We start from the raw sequence: 19,160 nt of genomic DNA, 5'->3' as shown, positions 1-19,160 counted from the left end.
CCTCTATTCGCTATCGCTCATTGGGCCGCTTGCGGCGCTACGTTTCGGGGCTCGCTATTCGCTCGGCCCTGCGGCGGCAAAGCCGCCTTGGTCTGGCCTATCGGCCACCCCTGCACATCGCTAGGCCAAAAATAAGCGCAAATGGCCCCCAAAGAACTGCTAAGTACGCAATTCGGAAAAGAAAAGAAAAATATATAGTCTTTGTTTTGGCAAAGGGCCCTTTTGTTAGTAATTTGTTAGGGCCTATGCAATACCTTTACCTTGCTCCAAATTAAGCCTTATAAGTTATGTCTAAGGGAAATCAAAATTCTTCGCAAGAAAATCAACGCATTTACGAACAACTCTACCAAAGCCTCGAGGAATTTGAGGCCAATGAAGAGTTGCAGTCTGTTCAATCTGCGGGCGAACAACTCAATAGCCAAGCTAATGCGGTGGTCCAAACTGCGGCCGAAGGCTTTCATCAAGAAAGCACTCAAGAGGAGTTTAGCCAACCCCTAAACGAATCTGCCCATCCCCTCAATGAACAATTGTCTGCGGCTAGCCTCAATAATGGTATCGAAAAACTAGCCGAAGGGATTAGCTTGCAAGAAGGAGGAGAGGAAGAAGGCGCAGGCAAGGAAACAACAGCTACCGCCGAGGAAGGTCCAGAAATGCCGCCTCTAGGCGCCGCCTTCAATGAGGCCGAATTAGATGCCGAAATTGCCGCCACCCTAGGCCAAGAAGTCCCTAGCTTTAATGAAACAGAGCTGGATGCGGCTATAGAGGAAACCCTTGGCGAAGATAAGGCCGCTGCCGCAGCTGCAGAACTCAAGGCGGCCCTAGAAGAAACCCTGGCCGAAGGAGAAACAGAGGAGGGCAGTAGCGAAAATAGCAGCGAAAATACAGAGGCAAAGTCAGAGGAAATCGCTCGCCAAGCTAGCCAAATGAATACGGAGGTCAGCCCCGAAGAAGCTAAGGTGGGCGCAAAAACAGGAGCAAAAGGCGGAGATAAATCAACTGGAGAAACTAGCCCAACGGGCAATCCCCAAAATAAACAGCAAAACTCTGCCGCTGGAGGCGAAGCCCCCGCTAATGCAACTACAGGCGAGCAAAAAGGCGAGGAGGTTGGTGCCGCCTTTGCCGCCCGTATGAATATGGGGCCCGTGGCCCAAACTGCCGAGGAAAGTGCAGAGGCCCAAGAATTAGAAGCTGGCCGAGCCTTTGGTTTAGATGTTGGCCGCTCTGGCGGCCTGGGCAAAAAAGTCACTACCGATGAGTCTGGCAAAATGAATGTAACGCCCTTTGCGGAAGGCGAAACCGCAGATGCTTATGTGGCCGCCCAAAAAGAGGTGATGGCTAGCAAAAGCAAAAAGTACCAAACGGGCTTTTATCAGGGCTTTAACCAAGGCTATCCAGAAGGCCAAAAACTAAAGGTGGAGGCCGCCCAAATAGAAGAACAACAAAAAATGGCAACCGATCCCGAAGCCCAAGAAGGGACTAAGGATGGGACCGAATCTGCCGTTAAAAGTAATAGCAATAAGGCCGAGGATAAGGAAAGAGTAAAAGAAATTAAAGCGGCCATGAAAAGCCGCTCCAAAACCTATCAAGTCGCTTATTATCGCGCCTTTAATGCGGTCTATATGCAGGCCCGAGCCGCCGCTGTCAAAAAGTCAATGCCCGGCCCCGCAGAGCTGATGGAAAATCCCACTTACCGCAAAGGCTATGAACTGGGCTATAATATTGGTTTGGCCCAAGGCCAAGGCAAAGCCCCCGAAGGCATGAGCAAGGAGGAGGGCCAACAAGCCGCCACTTACGCCAAAGCCAATAAGGATAGCTCTGGTCAACCTATTGCGGAAGATCCCAAAAAGCTTTATTCTAGAGCCTTTTATCATGGCTTTAATGCCTCTTATATGAAGGGCAAAGAGACAAAGGTTCAGGCCGAAAAAGAAGAGCGCAAAAAAGATCCGCATTATGCAGTGGGCCATGTTTTAGGGACCCTAGCCGCTATGTCTTCTAAAGAAAAAGCGACACAGGTCCTCAAAGGAAGCCTCCCCCTCTCCGAATTGGGCGAGAATCTTCCCCCAGTCCCCGATTCGGCCAAAAAGTATTTTGCAGAAGGAAAGGATAAAGAACAAACCGCAGAGCAAAAGAAAAGCTTTGAGGTGGGCTATTATCACGCTTTTAATGCCTCTTATAATCAGTTTAAGCAGCAAAAGCTAGATAATGAACAAAAGGCCAAAACCAATAGTGTAGAGTATAAAAAAGGCCAAGATATTGGTAAAATTGCCGCCGCTGCTACCGTTAATCTCGATAAATATAAAAAGGAACTTAAGGCAACTGAAGATCCCGCTAAAAAAGAGGAACTAACGGCCAAAATTGAAAAAATTGAAGAGAACTTAGCCACAATTAAGGAGCAACTCAATGACGAAAATGTCAAAAAAGAGTTCAGTACAGGCTATTATCATGCTTTCAATACCAACTATAATGTCGAAAAGCAAAAGCTGGTCGATAAAGAGATGTCTGTAGCCGCCGATAGCCCTAAGGCAAAAGGCTATGAGGCCGGCCGACATATGGGCGGGCTCTTCTATCAGCACTATCAAGCAGCTATTGGCAAACCCGAGAAAAAAGCCGAGGTCGATGCTAAGGTCAAAGAGGCTTTTGCTAATGCAAAAGCAGAAGGGGAGGAGTTCGAAAAAGGATTTTATGTCGGCTATAATCAAACGGTCTATAGCGGAAATAATTCGGGCAAACAGGCCCAAACTAAAGAGGAGCGAGAAGAAGCGCAAACTATCCGAAATGCAAAGGAGGAGTTTGGCGCAACGGCTGGCGGTGTCGATTATGTCGAAAAAGGCCGGGAATATGGCTATGGCCTCTGGTTTAAATACGAGAGCGCTAGCGCTAAAGAACGCCCCAGCCAAACCCCAGAGGAAGCTTGGACCCAGAAAAAGGAAGGCCTCGCTAAGGTGATTGAGGAGGAAATGCAAGGAAAAGCAGATACCAAAAAGCTAGAAGCCGCCTTTGAAAAAGGCTATGAGGTGGGCAGTGCCGCAGGTGCTAGAGAAGGAAAACAGTATTTTGCTGGCTATGATGATGCCATGACCGGCAAACAAAAACAAGCCGGAGCCCAAGAGCATTACTATCAAGGCTATAATGCTGGTCGCCAAGCTAGCCAATATGATAATTTTAGAGGCCAAGCGCTCTCTCAAATGATTGATGGCTATGAAAATGATAGCGCTCAAGCCGCTTCTATTGGCCAGTCTAAGGAGTACCGTGAAGGCTATGATCTCGATTATGATAACTGGCTCTATATTGCCAAAATAGCCAGTGGCCAACGAACTGAAGAACTGAGCGGAAGCTTAAAGCTTTATGGCGATGAGGAAGCTCCCGAGGCCCAAACTGCAGAGGCCGCTAAAGCTCAAGCCAATGAGATTTTAGCCCAAAAAGCCGCCAAAATGCAGGCTGCATTGGCCAAAAAACGCAAAGAGCTAGAAGAGCAGGCCCCAAAAACAGCCGCCAATACTAAAAAAGGCGGTAGTAACGAAGATCCCCAAGCAGAGGTGGATCGCCAAATGACCGAAATCGAAAAAGGCTACCAGCAAGCATTAGAAGATGCTACCGCCAAGGTGGCCAAAGAAGATAATGCGGAAAAAGCCCGCCAAGATGGTCTGCTCTTTGGCTATCAGTCTTTGGAGGGCTATCCTCCGCTAGCAGGACAAGAAGAGGCGCTGGCCGCTGCCGCTGGCAAGGATGCAGAATATGCCCAAGCCGATAAGAATACGCTTGCCGCCTTTAATGCTGGTCGCGCAGAAGGCTATAAGATGGCCCAAATGCTGCAAGCTGGCCTGATCTCTACGGAAGAGGTGAGCCGAAAAATGCAAGGCGGTGGCCACGATAGAGGCTATCAGCTGGGCCAAGAAACTGCCCGAAAAGATATTGAAGCACATAAAAAGGCCTTGCTGAACGGCGAGAGCTTTGAAGCCACCAAAGAAACGGTCGCCGCAGAACTAGATGCCCCCACTCAAGAGGGCTTCTTAGAAGGTTACCAATATCTTTTTGATAAAGGAGAAGCCTATAATTTAGGTTATCAACAAGGCTATCTAGCCGCCACCAACGAAAAAGAAGGCGATAATTTTGAGGAACTAAGCTATACGCCCAAAGATCCTACTTTGTCTTATTCTTCTGAATTAGAAGGACAGTTCCACCTCGGCCGTACAAATGGTCGCCAAGATGGCCTGAACCAAACAATTAACGGAGAAACCAAAAAGTCAGGCTCTGTCCTTGACCAAAGAATAGAGGAGCTACGCAGTACCCTAGGCGATGCCTATGCCAGCGCCTATGAAAAAGGCTATGCCTATGGCCGAGATCAACGCCAAGCTAGCCCGAGCCAAATGGCCAACCTCCAAGGAGAGTTTGAAGCCAATGGTGTGCCTACTATGCTCGAAGACCTGAAAGCATTTGTACCCCAAATTATTCAGGCCGCTAAAGAGTCGGGCCAAGCTGCCGCCGAAGAATTAGAGGATAGCCAAATCCCAGAGTTGTTGGCCCAAATTGAAGGCCAAGCCCAAAGCCTTCTTAGCTTTGACCAAAATGCTACGCCCCTAGAAAATTATCAGGAACTAACCGCAGAATTGAGCAAACAGGCCGAAGGCTTACTCTCAGAACAGCTGTCTAATGAAGATAAACAGTTCTTGCGCAGCGCAATCGCCGAATGGGAAAAACAACTGCAAAACTTTAAAGAAGGCTATATCCGCGGAGCCAGAAAAGGTCTGGTAGAAGGGATCAATAATTCAGATACCGCCGAGGAAGGAGCCGCCCTAGCCGAAGCAACCGATTATCAAAAGCAATTGCTAGCCGCCGCTGGCAATGTTGGCCAAGATAAGTATGTTCTAGGCTATGAAAAAGCTCGTGAACTCCTCATCGATGACTCTTATAAAAGCCCAAATGCCTCTTCTGCCGAAATGGAGAAGGGCCGCTACCGCCTGGTTGGCGAGATGAGAAAGGCGTTAAATGAACTCATCAAAAAAGAGAAGTCCGAGGCTTTACAACAAACTTCTGCCTCAGAAGAGGATAAAGCCTTAGCCACAGAGGTGACTAATGCCTATAAAGACCTTGAACGCATTTTTGGTCAAGAACATCCTACCGCTTTGGCCCCAGGCCAAAACCAAAATGATTATATCGAGGACCAAGTTCTCGCCCTACAAACAGAATACGATAATTTTATTGCCGAACTAGATAAGGAGGGCAAACGTAGTCTCGATAAATCTATTCGCAAACAACTAAAAGCTAATTTTCAAGCGCTTTACCAAAGCCAAATCCAACCCTTTTTCCAACAATATAAGGAGGGCTTCCAAGCCGGATATACCGCCGGAATTCAAGAGGTCCTAGCCGGAAATACAGGCGTAGATGGCGTGGGCTCTGGTAATGCCGAATATAGCGCAGTAGAAAAAATACATGAGCAACTCGAAGCAGGTCTGATTGAAGATGGAGATGTGAATAGCCTTTCTTTACTCAACCAATACGATCCGGTACTAGACCTGCTTTTTGAGTACACCGATGTGGTGGCCCAAGATCAAGAGCTCTTCTATTCTGCAGAAGATGCAACCCTAGATCTCCAAGATCAAATTAAGGAGAAAACAATTGCCAAAGAAGGGCTAGAAGCCCGAGAAAATCAATTGTCCGCAGAGGAACAAAGCGAATTAGAAGAGATCCGAGCAGAATTAGACGAATTGCAGGAGGAACTCGAAATGGCCCAAGAGGAACATTTTGAAGCCTTCGAGGAACTCAATATGGTTTATGAAGGTATCGAGGACCAACTCGGCTTTACTAAGGGCGGTAGCTCCGAACCCAAAGCCCTACTCGATTATCTTAGCATGGCCAATGATGAATTTACCCTCCAAGGAAGCTATAGCTACCAAGATAGCCAACTCCAAATTCAAGGAAATGGCGCCTTCTATACCTCCGATAGTCAAGCCAATTGGCTCCACCAAGCAGCCGTGGAGTTCCAAATTGCCGACCTGAAGTTTAGCTCCAATTCTTTCGAGTACTTAGAAAGTAGCCGAGAGGTGAAGTTGCAAGCTGGACAGTTTTCGGTGCCCGTAGAAGATGGCGGCAATAGCCGAGATATTAGTGTCGATTTTGCTAGCCTAAGTCTTAAAGCTGGCGAAAGCCTAATTAACCAGTTAGAGGTCCAAATGGACCTAGGAGCAGGCCTCAACGGAGGCGGCCTAATGGAAAATGATTTGAACTAATTCCTGGCCCAAAAAAGACCTAAAAAAGCGCTAAGCCGTTGAGGCTTAGCGCTTTTTTATTAAAACTTGATGTCTCGAGCTACAAATTGTAGCTTTCTCCGACCCCGATAAAAATGCTCTTCTAACTGATAGCATAGGTGAAAGGGCTTGCGACTCTTGATTTGCTCAAAATGTTCCATAAAGTTATAGGCAATGCCTTCTTGCGGACTCCCTTGGCCCTGTCGCAAAAATAAACGCAAATGCTTTTGGTTGATGGCTTTGGAGTAGCCACTATCGCAAAGGTTTTTGCTCATGAAACAGGGATTTGGATTGCCCGGCCCAAAGGGCGCAAATTGCTTGAGCAGTTTCCAGAATTTTGGCCCAATTAAAGAAAAATCTAACTGCGCATCTATGGCAATGGCCTCGGGTTCTGGCCCTCTACTCATTTGCTGATAAAGCTGGGCTTCTAGGGCCGCCTCAAAAGCCGCCAATTCTTCTTTTTTGAGCTCTAAACCTAGGGCCCGACTATGTCCACCATATTGTAGCAATTGCGCCGAACAAGCCTCTACCGCAGGTAGTAATTCTTGGCCCTCGGGGCAACGCCCCGATCCCTGCCAGTTTCCCGCCTTATTTTGGCCCAAAAGAAGGCAGGGCCGCCCCCATTCTTTACTCAATCGACTGGCCAAAATGCCCAAAACGCCTAGGGGCCAATGGGGCTGTGCTAACAATAAAAGCGAACGCTCCATCCATTGCCCCTGCTCCTGTAAGATGCGCTGAATGTCCCGATAGACCTCTTCTTGCGCTCTTTTTCTAGCCTGATTTTGCAAAAATAAAAGCTCCAATTTCTTCTTTTGCGCTTTTTCTCCCTTGGCCAACAAACAATCGGCAGCGGTTTGGGCATGCCCCATCCGCCCCGGCGCATTGAGCAAGGGGACCAAACCAAAATAAAGGGCCTGCATATTATAGGGCCTGGGCCGCTCCAAACGCTGCTGAATCTGCTGCAAAATTTCTTCGCCTTCTTCCTCTAAAAAACGCAATCCATGATGGGCCAAAATTCGATTTTCGCCAGTCAATGGGGCTTGGTCTGCCGCCAAACTGAGCGCTACCCACTGCAAAAGCGGCCAAAGTGGCGCCTCGGGCCAATTTTCTTGCTCCACCAAGGCCTGAGCGAGCTTAAAGGCCAAGCCCGCAGCCGTAATTTCTGCATTCGGATAGTTGCAGTTGGCCTGCTTGGGATTGATCAAAGCGGCCGCTTTGGGCTGCTGCTGACGAGCCAATTCATGATGGTCCACAATAATCACATCAATGCCCAGCTTTTTGGCCAAAGCCAAGGCTTTATGGTCCCTACTGCCACAATCTAAAGCAATAATAAGGGAGCAATTGACGGCCTGCGCAAACTCTACCGCATAAACAGAAAGGCCATAGCCCTGCTCAAAACGATCGGGCAAAAGGTAGTCTAAGGGCAGCTTTTGGTCCAATATCCGATGCAAAATAACTAAGGCCGCCAGGCCGTCTACATCATAATCGGCAAAAAGTAGGGTTTTTTCTCCTCTAGCCAAGGCCTGCCCCAAACGAGCCAAGGCAGCAGGCAGACCCTCCAGCAAATTGGGAGCATGCAAATGGGCCAAATTGGGCCGAAAAAAGGCCTTGGCTTGCTCAAAATTATGCACCTCTCTTTGGACCAATAACTGGCAAAAAACAGGATGCACCTTCAGCGCCTCTTGTAGCTGCTGAGCGGTAGTGCTATTAAAAGACCGAAGTTTCCAAGCTTTCATTTTTCCTGCGCAAATTAAAAAAGGGTAAAGATTCTAGATGGGCTAAGGTAGAGCCCGGCATTTTGTGTAATTTAGCTAGGGTAGGGGAGTCGTTTTTTTGGGGGCTTCCCCTCCCTGCGGTCGGGTCGGGCTGTGTCGCAGCTCGCTGTTCGCTCGGCCCTGCAGTTTTTTTCGCTTTGCTTCAAAAAACTTGGGTCTGGCCCTGCGGGCCACTGCTTTCCATCCCTAAGCCAAGGCGCTTCGCGCCTTTCTGGACCAATTAGCGGCCGAAGCCGCCCCGCCCCGAGCTCCCCAAAAAAGATGAGCGGCCTACTGATGCGTAGGGGTGGCCGAAGGCCAGACCCAGGCGGCGCAGCCGCCGCAGGGCCGAGCAGACCTGCGAGCCCCGAAGCGTAAGGGCGGGCCAAAGGCCCGCAGGCCCCAAATCAAAAATACATTAGTCTACTTTAAAATTATAGAAAATGCGGTATTATCTAGCTTTACTATGGTGTTGCGCTAGTTTTTGGCAGCTTTCGGCCCAGGCAGACAGCAGTGCGGCCCGGGCAGCCGAAGAAGGCGCCCTCAAATTGGGCCTCAAAAACTTTGATGATGGCCCCCGACAAGGGCGGGCCGTTCGCCTTACCTTTTATAATGTCGAGAACCTTTTTGATACAGAAGATGACCCCAAAAAACGAGACGATGAGTTTACGCCAAGGGGCCTGAAGGGCTGGAGCTATTTCCGTTATAAACAGAAATTGAGCAATATTTATAAGGTGTTGACGGCCCTAGGGGGCTGGGGCGGCCCGCCCGAAATGGTGGGATTTTGTGAGCTAGAAAACCGAAAAGTATTGGAAGATCTGCTTCGTTTGACCCCTTTGCAGAAATTTCGCTATAAAATTGTGCATGAAGAATCGCCTGATCGGCGGGGAATTGATGTAGGCTTTATTTATCGCTCCGACAAATTTGAGGTCTTGCATCATGAGCCTATTCGGGTGGTTTTTCCATTTGATACGGCCGTTAAAACTCGGGATGTCCTTTATGTTTGCGGCAAAGTATTGGGGAGCAAAGACAGCCTGCACATTTTTGTCAATCACTGGCCTTCTCGAAGAGGGGGACAGGCGGCCAGCGAGCCCAAGCGGGTTTTTGTGGCCGGTTTGGTTCGGGCCAAAATAGATTCTATTTACAAGGCGAGCCCGGAGGCCAAGATAGCCGTTATGGGAGATTTTAACGATGAGGCCGAAAATATTTCATTGACCGAAGTTTTGCGTGCTGTGCCCGAAAAAGAAGATTTGGGGCCGGGCGATATGTATAATTATATGCATGCCCTTTCTAAGAATTGGCAATTGGGCTCGCATAAATTTAGAGGGCATTGGGGCACCTTAGACCATATGGTGGTGTCTACGCCTTTGGTTCAGGAAAGCCGAAAAGGGCGTTTGCGGGCTACTCCTTTGGGGGCACAAATTTTTTCTGCTCGTTTTTTACTAGAAGAAGATCGGGCGTATATGGGCTTGCAGCCTTTTCGGACCTATGGAGGGCCCAAGTTTTTGGGTGGATTTAGCGATCATTTGCCTATTTATGTAGACTTAATCTATGAGTAGGCCTTCTTTTTGTAGGAAACGTATAAAAAAACGAAAAGATGAAAAACTTCCTATTATTTTCTTTGAGCATGTTATTGAGCCTAGGGCTTTCTGCACAAATTGATGAGGTTTTATTGGGCCATTTTAAAGATTTTTCGGGCAGTTTAGAGGCCGAGCAACTAGAAAAAATCTGTAGTCAATCGGCGCAGGCCTTGCCTGCTTCAGAAGTGGCCAAATTGGGTTTGGGCTATATTCCTGCCGGGACCAATTACTTTCCTTTGGGGAAAATTGCCTTAAAAAAGGGCTGGGTATTGCTTTATGCCAGCAAAAAAGAGGCTGGAAAAATGATTACCGTAGATGCGGTTTCCTTTAAGAAAAAGGGCGCCAAAGTAGAGAGCTTGAGTTATCTCTTGCAAGTAGGTGAAGACTTTGGCCAAAACTTAGGGGGGCGCTTATCCTATAAAAACGAACTTTTGCGCTTCGAGCAAGAGTCTGTAGATAGCAAAACGGGCAAGCGTAGCGTTAAGACGAGCATCTACCAAAAAGACAAAAACCGTTTGGACTTTAAGGAGCGCTTTTAGCGAGAGCTTCATTTTGGACCAGAAAAAGCTCCTGCGAGATTCTCGCAGGAGCTTTTTGTTTTCTTGGGCCCTAAGAAAAGGGCATCATTTTAAAAATTCTTGGATCGCAGACTGTAACGAATGCAGTCTGGGGTAGTTAAGACTATAGAGAATCTGTTTTCCTTCTCGCACACAATTGACCAGTTCTGCTTGGCGAAGAATGCGCAAATGCTGAGAGGTAATTGATTGCTCGAGTTCTAAAGCATTATAAATACTATTGACATTGGTGCCTGGATGTTGGTCAATATAAGATAGAATATCCAGACGAAGGGCATGCGCCAAGGCGCGGATAGTTTGGTTTGCTTGATCTAGGTATTTCAAATTGAAGGGGTTCATATTTTCATTGAGAAAGGTAGATGCGGCCATAATGATGGTGGTTTTGGAAGAGTGGACAAACATTTATTGGAGGCCAACTAAGAGGGCTTTAATGCGATCTAGTTGTTCTTGATGGATGTGGTAATGAATAAACTTACCTTCTCTTTCGGCCACAACAATATTGGCTTTTCTAAGAATTGCCAAATGCTGAGAGGCCACAGATTGCTCAATTCTTAGCTTAACGTAGAGCTGGGTGACGGTCATCGGGCCATTGGCTAAAAGCAGCTGAACAATTTTTTGCCTAAGCTCATGATTAAGGGCACGAAGGTCTAAAACAATTTTGCGCAGGTCTTTAAACTGAAACTGAATCTCAGTTTCCTCATCAGAAAAATGATAACTTTTGTTGACTGGTGTAGGCATAGCAGTTTGTTTTGTGAGGGGGCATGGTCGTGGAGTTCTACTGCTGAAAATGCAACAGCATTTTCTATAAGTACAAAATTAAGATATTGTTTAAATGTTCAAAATAAAAAAGGCTGATTTTTAGCTTTTTGCAATAAGGTAGCCTATTTGTTAACATTTTGTCAATGTATTTTAACATTTAGGTAAAAAAAGAGCAGAACTACATTTCGTAGTTCTGCTCTTAGCTTAGGTAGTATACCTATATATGTGACAGTAGTTATTCAGCTTCTTCAGCTTCTACTTCTTCCACTACTTCTTCTGTAGCTTCTTCGTTTTGCTCGAAGCGAGCCTTGTAGATTTCGTCAAATTTGGCGGCATCTACAGTTTCTTCGGCTTTGCCAAAGAGGGGAAGGAGTGCATCAAATACTTTTTGTTCTTGTACTTGCTCTCCAAACTGACGAACAGTAGCCTCATCCTTCATCAAGTTCTCGATTTGGCTGTCCATGATGGGGTGGTAAGGAGGAATCTGGAAGTTGTACTGACGAGCGATAGCCATACGGATAGCATGCTCTACTTCTTCTTTGCTTACTTCTACATTGTGCTCGTTAGTGAGTTGATCGATGATCAAAGACCAACGTAGACGGCGCATAAAGTCGGCAAAGTTATCGTCATTTACTTCTTCTTGCTTTTCTTCACGGCTTTCTTCTAGCCATTTGCGCAAGAACTTCTCAGGAAGGTCAAAGTTGTTTTTCTCCATCAACTCCTCATAAACATAGCGGAAGAAGATGCTCTTAGCGGCTGGAGCAAATTGCTCGCTCACCATTTCAGCAAATTTGGCCTTAAATTCTTCTTCTGTTTTGATTTCATCCTCAGGGAAAAGCTCAGCAAAGAATTCCTCATTCAATTCGCGAGGAATCTGACGCTTTACTTTGAGTACTTCAACGGTTACTTCTACGTCTTCCTCTTCTGTTTCTACTTCGGGGAAGAACATCCCCATACGACGCTCAGCCGTGAGGGCGGTATCCAAATCAGACAATTTGCAAACGATGCTTCCACCTACCTCAATGGCTTTGAGTTGAGCTTGTACATCAGCAGTAGCTTTGTCCATAGCCACCATAGTCGACTCATTGGTCCAGGCTCCCTCATTGTTAGCCACTACTTTGATTTCCAAAAGATCGTTGTCTTGGATATCTGTAGCATCTTCGCTTAGGTCTTGGCTACGCTGCTTGCGCTGTGCCTCGATCTCTTCAGCTAGTTCTGTTTCGCTCATTTCTACTTTGTAGAAAGGAAAAGCGGTTTCTTCGCTAATGCCAACAATCTCTTGCTTGGGCATATAGCCAATCTCAATATCTAGTTGTACATCTACAGGTTTGTTGATGTTGGTTTCTAGGCTATTCTGAGGCATGGGGTTACCCAATACCTTGAGTTCTTTTTCTTGGATGAAAGCACGTACTTCTTGGTCCAAAAGCTTGTTCACCTCATCCCAAAGGATTTCGTTCCCAAACTTCTTACGCAATAGGCCCATAGGGGCTTTGCCGGGGCGGAAACCGGGCTGCTGAAAGTTTTTACGAACTTCCTTTAGCTTCTTATCCACCAAGCTCATGTATTCATTCTTGGCAATCTGCAGGTGCAGCACTACGGTCTGCTCCCCCTCATTAAACGTATGCGTTGCAACTGGCATCGTGTCTAGTCTTTAATAACTTAATAATCAAATCTTAATTTTAGGGATTTTCCCCAAAAGTGGCCCAAAGATACTGAAGTTGTCTTAATTCTAGGCATAGATTTAAGGCCGATCTTTGGTTTTGCACAAAAAAAAAGCGCAAATCCCATCAGAATTTGCACTTTCTAAATTGGTGCGGATGGAGGGACTCGAACCCACACACCTTGCGGCACTAGATCCTAAGTCTAGCGTGTCTACCAATTTCACCACATCCGCTTATCATTTTCGACGTTGCAAATATAAGGCAGCTTTTTGGATCTCGCAAATCTTTTTTCATTTTTAGCCGCTTTTTTTCTGAATTTATTTTTTACTCGCCTGTTAAGTTGTTTTTTATCAGCTGTTTAGGAGCGTAAAATTTTTTTATTTTTTTTGGGGCCCGCGGCCAGCTTTGCTGGCCGCCGCTATGCTGCGGGGCTCACAGGCCTGTTCGGCCCTTCGCTTTTTCGCTTTGCTCAAAAGCTCGGTCTGGCCTTCGGCCACCCCTCCGCAGCGCTGGGCCGCTCATCGGAGCGGTTTGGCTTGGGCGTTCTGCTTTGGCGGCTTGGCCCAAGCTTTCAACCTACAGCTAAAAAGGGCCGAAGGCCCGCAGGCTGAGGGGCTGTAGCAGGGCCGCCGAAGGCGGCAGACCAAGGAGCAAAGCGACGCAGGGCCGAGCAGACCTGCGAGCTGCGCAATGGCCCGACCCGACCGATAATTTATGAGGGTTTCAACCCTCATTTTGTGTAGCTTCGCAAAGCGATACCGCTTTGCGCTGGGTTTCAACCTAGCGGTAGGGGCAGCCCCAAATCCTCCTCCTAAGACAACTTACTATAATTGCTAGCAGGAACCCCTTCTTCATGCTTGGCCTCTAAAATCTCAAAAACATTCTTGCGAATAGTATGGGAGATATCGCTAGTAGGCAGATCGTTGCAATCTCGACCAAAAGGGTCTTGAATCTCTGCCGCCATGAGCTCCAGGCCCAAAAAAGCAAAGAGAATCAGCATCAGCACGGGCAGGCCCCAAAAACCAAAATTGGGCAAAATCACAAAGGGCAAAATCAGGGCATAGCAAACAATAAAGAGCCGCAGAAAAATCTCATAAGAAAAGGGAATGGGCGTTTTCTTGATGCGTTCGCAGGCCCCCAAAACATCGAGTAGGGCTTGGGTGTGCGGCTTAAAATTGAGCTGGTCCAGCTCCCGAATTTCGCCACGACGGTAGGCCTGCACCACCAACTGCTGAATTTGGGCCGAAATATAGGCGGGCAAATGCTGCTGCTCCGCATACAATTGCCGATCTCTAGCAGTCAATTCGATCAGCTCCTCTAGGCGCACGCCCTCCCGCAAATGCTCCTTAAAGGCCAGACAAAAATTGCTGATCAGCAGGGCCAAACGATGGCGAAGGGCCTTATTCTCTTCGGGAAAGCAAACCTGTCCCACAATGGCCAAGTTTCTACTGTGATTGACCAAGGCGCCCCATTGCTTGCGGCCCTCCCACCAACGGTCATAGGCCGTATTGGTCCGAAAAACCAAAAGGATGCTCAAAACCACCCCCAAAAAGGAGAAAATGCTGCTCAGTCCGTCTAATTTCAGGTATTTGGACCAATCGGCCCAGAGGAATAGGGCCGCCAAAGCCGCCACCGCCAAACCATAAAAAAAGACATAGCCTAGCAGCCGTCGAATGACCAGCGTGCGATTAAAATGGCGAATGTCTCTGAAGAAAGAGCCTGAAGGCTTGTAGATAATCATAGTTTATAGGCTTAGTTGTTCTATCGGCATTGTTCTTCCGCCGCAAATAATGGCCACAATATGCTTTGCAGCTTGAATTTCGGGCCAGTCTTGGACCAAGGCCGCTCGGACCAGCCCGCAGGCGGGCTCGGTCAAATGTCCTGTTTCGGCCAAGAGCTGCTTCACTCCCCAAAGGGCCAGCTCATCAGGCAAAACTCGACTATACACTTGGGGCGATTGGGCCGCCTCCCAAGCTGCTTGAGCCACTTTTTTTGCGCCCAAACTACTGGCTATGCCCTCAATTTTAGCCAACTCAATTTGTCGACCCGCCGCCAGCGATTGATGTAAGGAGGCCGTACCTTCCGTCTCTAGACAGCATACTTTTGTGGACCAATTCTGCTGCGCCAAGCCCTGCATCACGCCCTTAAAAAGGCCGCCACCTCCTACAGATAGCAAAATGAGATCGGGCGCTTGCGGCAATTGCTCGGCCAATTCCTCCACCAAACTGCTATGGCCTTCCCAAAGCATCGGATGATCGAAAGGGGGGGTATAGGCCGCCTGGGGCGCCTGGGCTAGTTCTAGGGCCAATGTTTGGGCCTCGGCCCAGCTTTCACCAGAGCGATAGACCTTAGCGCCAAGGTCTAGCAGCAACTGCTCGACAAAGAGGGAGCTGCTTAGGGGCAAAACTACCTCGGCCTTGAGCTGTAAGGCTTGGGCCGCATAAGCCACCGCCAAACCCGCATTACCTCCAGAGGCAATGACTAAAGACAAAACGCCTTGGGCCTTCAGCTGCTCGGCATAATGGCCAATACCCCGAATTTTAAAGGAGCCCGAAGGCTGCTGGCAGTCTAGTTTGTAGTAAATTTTTTGCCCCCTCCGCTGAGATAATCCCCATTGTTTTCGGCAGGCTGTTTTTTGATGTAATGCCATGATTTGGTTTTTATTGGGCCTTAATTTAAGGAAGTGATTCCATTTGGAGAAAGATAAAAAAGCAGCTAAATAACTCCATAGCCTATTTTTTCTCGTATTTTAAAAATCGCTTACCCCAAAAAACTTAAAATATACTCTCTTGTCTATAAAAATACTTTCCACACATAAGGCTCTGCCGCCTTATTCTAGATCTACAGCCGATATTTTACCCTATATCGATCTTTGGCTGCAGGCCAAGGGCCAAGACGAACGCTTTCGCCGTAAGGTGGAGCGTATTTTTCGCTATGCGCAGGTAGACCGTCGCTACTCCATTATGGACATCGAAGAGGTGTTTCAGCAAACCTCCTTTGAGGAAAAGAATGCCCGTTATGCCGAGGAATATACCCTACTGACGCAGCAAGCCGTAGAAGGGGCCCTCAAAAAAGCCAATTTGCAGCCTACCGATATCGATATAATCATTAGTGTGAGCTGTACGGGCATTATGATTCCCTCCATAGATGCCTACTTAATTAATGCGCTGAGAATGCGTCAAGATATTATGCGTTTGCCCGTAACAGAAATGGGCTGTGCGGGGGGAACCTCCGCTTTGATTTATGCCTACAATCTGCTTTTGGCCAATCCGGGCAAGCGGGCGGCTATTGTCGCTTTTGAGTCGCCTACGGCTACTTTTCAGCAGGATGATATGAGCATGGTCAATATGGTCAGTGCGGCCATTTTTGGCGATGGAGCGGTTTGTACCATTCTGGGCCCCTCCGAGGAGCTAAAACCCGCCATCATTGCAGGAGAAATGTATCATTTTTATGACGAAATTGATATGATGGGCTTCAAGCTGCGCAATACGGGCCTTCAAATGATTTTGGACAAGGAAGTGCCCAATAAAATTGAGCGGCATTTTAAGTCGGTCCTTTTTCCTTTTATTGAAAAGAATGGCTTGACGATCGAAGAGATTGAGCATTTGATTTTTCATCCCGGCGGCAAAAAGATTGTACAGATGGTAGAGGGCCTTTTTGCCGATTTGGGCAAAAATATCGAGGAGACCAAGGAGGTCTTGCGCCTTTATGGCAATATGTCTTCGGCCACGGTGCTCTATGTGCTCGAGCGCTATCTAGAAAAGGAGATTGCCGCAGGCGAAAAGGGCCTGATGCTCAGCTTTGGCCCAGGCTTTTCGGCTCAGCGGCTATTATTAAATTGGGAGTAGGCTTCGCCCCAGAAAATTAGTAAACCCATGTATAAGGAAAAAGAACTTTGGGGGCTCATTTTAGGGGGCTCTTCTGGATTAGGTTGGGCTGCGGCCCAAGTACTGGCCAAAAAAGGCATGTCGCTTTGCATTTATTATCGAGAAAGGCGAGCCGATGCCCGAGAGGCCCAGGCTCGTTTTCAGGCCTTGGCCCTAGAAACGGGCGTAAGCATTTTGCATTATAATGTGGATGCTACGCAGAAGGAGCAAATTGCCCGCTCTTTGGCCGAGCTCTCGAACCGCCTGCCTGCTGGGGCGCGTTTTCGGCTGTTGCTGCATAGTATTGCCAAGGGAAATCTCAAGGCTTTTTTAGGGCAGAATAATTTGACGAGTACTGATTTTCAGCTCACGGCCCAAAATATGGCTTATAGTATTGTCGATTGGGCGCAGGGATTAATTGCTCTAGGCCGCTTTGCCGAAGATGCCCGAGTTTTGGGCCTCAGTAGTGGCGGCAACCAGCGGGCTTGGTCCCATTATGCGGCTGTATCTGCCGCCAAAACGGCCCTAGAGGCCATCATCCGTTCTATGGCCCTAGAGTATGCGCCTCTGGGCATCCGAGCCAATATTGTACAGGCGGGCATGATGAATACTCGCTCTTTTCAACTGATTCCAGGCAGCGATGATTTGGCCCAATTTGCCAAAAGTCGAAACCCTTTGGGCCGAATGACTAAGGCCGAAGATGTGGCCAAAGTTATCGAGCTGCTTTGCCGAGCAGAATCGGCCTGGATTAATGGCGCTATTATCCCCGTAGATGGGGGAGAACGATTGATTTAAGAAAAGATGAAAGAAAATTATCAAGATATTTTGGCCTTGCTTCCCTATGGTCCCAGTTTCTGCTTTGTAGATGAGTTGTTGGAGCTGAACGAGGAGGGCGTTATTGGCCAATACCGCTTTGCAGAGGATGCCCCTTTTTATGCGGACCATTTTCCCGAGGACCCCATTACGCCGGGGGTGCTGCTCTTGGAGTGCATGGCTCAAATTGGCCTGGTTTGCCTAGGCATTTATTTATTGAAAGAGGAGCTGCAGGAGGTGCCCAAAATTGCTTTTAGTAGCTCTAAGGTGAATTTCTACCAGCTCCATCGCCCTGGAGAGCTGCTGCGGGTAGAGGCCAAAAAGAAATTATTTCGTCTCCAACAGCTTCGAGTGACGGCCTCGGCCTATAATGAGGCTGGCGATTTGGTCGCTAAGGCCGAATTAGCGGGAATGTGGACCAAAAAAAATAGCCATGATGCAGGAAAATAGAGTCGTGATTACGGGTTTGGGGGTGGTGGCTCCCAACGCCTTGGGAAAGGCCGATTTTTTGGCCGCTTTGCAGTCGGGAAAGTCGGGAATTAGCTATCGTCCAGATTTGGAGGAGCTACAGTTTGCTTGTCGAGTCGCAGGCAGCCCTCCGCTGACCGAAGAGTACATTAATAGCTTCTTGACGCCCTTACAAAGGCGATATATTCAGGGCTCTGGCCTTTTGTATGGCTGTTTGGCGGGCCTAGAGGCTTGGCAGGATGCCGCCTTGCCAATTTCTGAAAAGGAAGAGGAACCCGATTGGGAGGCGGGCTGCATTTTTGGCGGCGGGCAGTCTAGTATTGAGGTGGTTCGAGAGGGAATTTATAAGGTGGATGCGGGCAAGGTCCGCCGCATTGGCTCTTCTTTGATTCAACAGACGATGGAGAGCAGCATCAGCGCTTATTTGGGCGGTTTTTTGGGCCTTGGCAATCAGTTGAGTTCTAATTCGGCGGCTTGCAGCACGGGCAGTGAGGCCATATTAATGGGCTATGATCGTATTCGGTCGGGACGAGCGGAGCGGATGCTGGTCGGTAGCTGCAACAGTTCTGGTCCATATATTTGGGCGGGTTTTGATTCGATGCGGGTGCTTTGCCGCAAGTTTAATGACCGCCCAGAGCAGGCTTCTCGCCCAATGAGCGAGCAGGCGGCGGGTTTTGTGCCGGGCAGCGGCGCTGGCGCATTGGTTTTAGAGAGTTTGGCCTCGGCTCAAGCCCGTGGCGCGCACATTTATGCCGAGCTAAAAGGGGGGCACTTAAATGCGGGCGGTCAGCGTCAGGGGGGCAGCATGACGGCTCCCAACATCAAGGCGATAGAGCGCTGTATTCGCTTGGCTTTGGCCGATGCGGGCATTGCTGCGCAGGAGCTAGACGCTATTTCGGGCCATCTGACGGCCACCATGGGCGATCCTGCCGAAATTGGGGCTTGGCTGCGGGCTTTGGGCCGCTCTGCCGATGATTTCCCTAAGATTAATAGCCTAAAATCCTTGATTGGTCATTGTTTATCTGCGGCGGGAGCTATTGAGTCGGTGGCGGTGGTCTTGCAATTGGTCCATGGCTTTTTGCACCCCAGCAAAAATGCCGAAGATCTTCATCCCGAGATTGCGGCCCAGATTTCTGCTGCCTGTATTCCCCTGCAAATGGAGGCGGCAGATTTGCGCTATATGGCCAAGGCGAGTTTTGGCTTTGGAGATGTGAATAGTTGTTTGCTTTTTGCCCGCTGGGAGGGGGAGTAGTTTCTTTTTTTGGGGCTGCCCCTTCGGCCCTTTGGGCCTTCGGGTCGGGCTGTGTCGCAGCTCGCAGGTCTGCTCGGCCCTGCGCCGCCAAAGGCGGCTGGGTCTGGCCCTTTGGGCCACTGCTATCCATCCCTCAGCCTGCGGGCCTTCGGCCCTTTTTAGCTGTAGCTGAACACCTACAGCAAGA

At 48.5% G+C, this 19,160-nt stretch carries 13 protein-coding genes and 1 tRNA gene; 7 read left to right on the top strand and 7 right to left on the bottom strand.

Annotated elements, in window-relative coordinates:
* The first annotated feature begins 287 nt into the window (after positions 1–287).
* A complete protein-coding gene (locus OP864_RS05425; protein WP_270100259.1) occupies positions 288–6,227 on the top strand; it encodes a hypothetical protein in 5,940 nt (1,979 codons plus the stop codon).
* A gap of 59 nt (positions 6,228–6,286) precedes the next feature.
* On the opposite strand, the gene recJ is transcribed toward OP864_RS05425, so the two are convergent.
* Positions 6,287–7,981: a single-stranded-DNA-specific exonuclease RecJ gene (recJ, locus tag OP864_RS05420; protein ID WP_270100258.1), complete on the bottom strand. Its 1,695-nt coding sequence runs from the start codon at positions 7,979–7,981 to the stop codon at positions 6,287–6,289.
* 461 nt (positions 7,982–8,442) lie between these two features.
* Between recJ and OP864_RS05415 the strand changes: the two genes are divergently transcribed.
* Together OP864_RS05415 and OP864_RS05410 are read left to right on the top strand one after the other, a co-directional pair.
* Complete coding sequence (locus tag OP864_RS05415; RefSeq protein WP_270100257.1) at positions 8,443–9,558, top strand: endonuclease/exonuclease/phosphatase family protein; 1,116 nt, start codon at positions 8,443–8,445, stop codon at positions 9,556–9,558.
* A gap of 38 nt (positions 9,559–9,596) precedes the next feature.
* Complete coding sequence (locus OP864_RS05410; RefSeq protein ID WP_270100256.1) at positions 9,597–10,118, top strand: hypothetical protein; 522 nt, start codon at positions 9,597–9,599, stop codon at positions 10,116–10,118.
* An 84-nt stretch (positions 10,119–10,202) separates the two neighbouring features.
* Here the strand turns inward: OP864_RS05410 and OP864_RS05405 are convergent, their stop codons facing one another.
* The 6 genes from OP864_RS05405 to OP864_RS05380 form a co-directional block, all read right to left on the bottom strand.
* The gene (locus OP864_RS05405; protein ID WP_270100255.1) at positions 10,203–10,523 is read right to left on the bottom strand and encodes an ArsR/SmtB family transcription factor; all 321 of its coding nucleotides are present in this window, start codon (positions 10,521–10,523) and stop codon (positions 10,203–10,205) included.
* Between the two features lie 33 nt (positions 10,524–10,556).
* Complete coding sequence (locus OP864_RS05400; protein WP_270100254.1) at positions 10,557–10,892, bottom strand: ArsR/SmtB family transcription factor; 336 nt, start codon at positions 10,890–10,892, stop codon at positions 10,557–10,559.
* Positions 10,893–11,148: 256 nt separating this feature from the next.
* On the bottom strand, positions 11,149–12,552 hold the full coding sequence (locus tag OP864_RS05395; protein WP_270100253.1) for a trigger factor: 1,404 nt from the start codon (positions 12,550–12,552) through the stop codon (positions 11,149–11,151).
* 170 nt (positions 12,553–12,722) lie between these two features.
* Positions 12,723–12,807 (bottom strand) — tRNA-Leu (locus OP864_RS05390).
* A 578-nt stretch (positions 12,808–13,385) separates the two neighbouring features.
* Complete coding sequence (locus OP864_RS05385) at positions 13,386–14,315, bottom strand: bestrophin family protein (protein WP_270100252.1); 930 nt, start codon at positions 14,313–14,315, stop codon at positions 13,386–13,388.
* 3 nt (positions 14,316–14,318) lie between these two features.
* Positions 14,319–15,224, bottom strand: a complete 906-nt coding sequence (locus OP864_RS05380; protein WP_270100251.1) for a pyridoxal-phosphate dependent enzyme — start codon at positions 15,222–15,224, stop codon at positions 14,319–14,321.
* A gap of 139 nt (positions 15,225–15,363) precedes the next feature.
* Here OP864_RS05380 and OP864_RS05375 point away from each other — a divergent pair, with 139 nt between their 5' ends.
* Genes OP864_RS05375 through OP864_RS05360 form a run of 4 tightly spaced genes read left to right on the top strand, consistent with a single transcriptional unit; the run spans position 15,364 to position 18,973 of the window.
* Entirely contained in the window at positions 15,364–16,422 is a 1,059-nt protein-coding gene (locus OP864_RS05375) for a type III polyketide synthase (RefSeq protein ID WP_015691776.1), read from the top strand.
* A gap of 27 nt (positions 16,423–16,449) precedes the next feature.
* Positions 16,450–17,235 carry an enoyl-ACP reductase FabI gene (locus tag OP864_RS05370; RefSeq protein ID WP_270100250.1) on the top strand — a complete coding sequence of 262 codons (786 nt, stop codon included), beginning with the start codon at positions 16,450–16,452 and terminating at the stop codon, positions 17,233–17,235.
* A gap of 6 nt (positions 17,236–17,241) precedes the next feature.
* Positions 17,242–17,703 (top strand): 3-hydroxyacyl-ACP dehydratase FabZ family protein, encoded by a 462-nt coding sequence (locus tag OP864_RS05365; protein WP_270100249.1) that lies wholly within the window; start codon positions 17,242–17,244, stop codon positions 17,701–17,703.
* Positions 17,690–18,973 (top strand): beta-ketoacyl-[acyl-carrier-protein] synthase family protein, encoded by a 1,284-nt coding sequence (locus OP864_RS05360; protein ID WP_349294448.1) that lies wholly within the window; start codon positions 17,690–17,692, stop codon positions 18,971–18,973. The genes OP864_RS05365 and OP864_RS05360 overlap by 14 nt, the downstream gene beginning before the upstream one ends.
* Positions 18,974–19,160 lie beyond the last annotated feature (187 nt).

It is taken from the genome of Saprospira grandis (assembly GCF_027594745.1).
Taxonomy (GTDB): Bacteria; Bacteroidota; Bacteroidia; order Chitinophagales; family Saprospiraceae; genus Saprospira; species Saprospira grandis.
The sequence above is the reverse complement of the archived record's forward strand: the minus strand, read 5'-3'. Positions and strand labels throughout refer to the sequence as shown.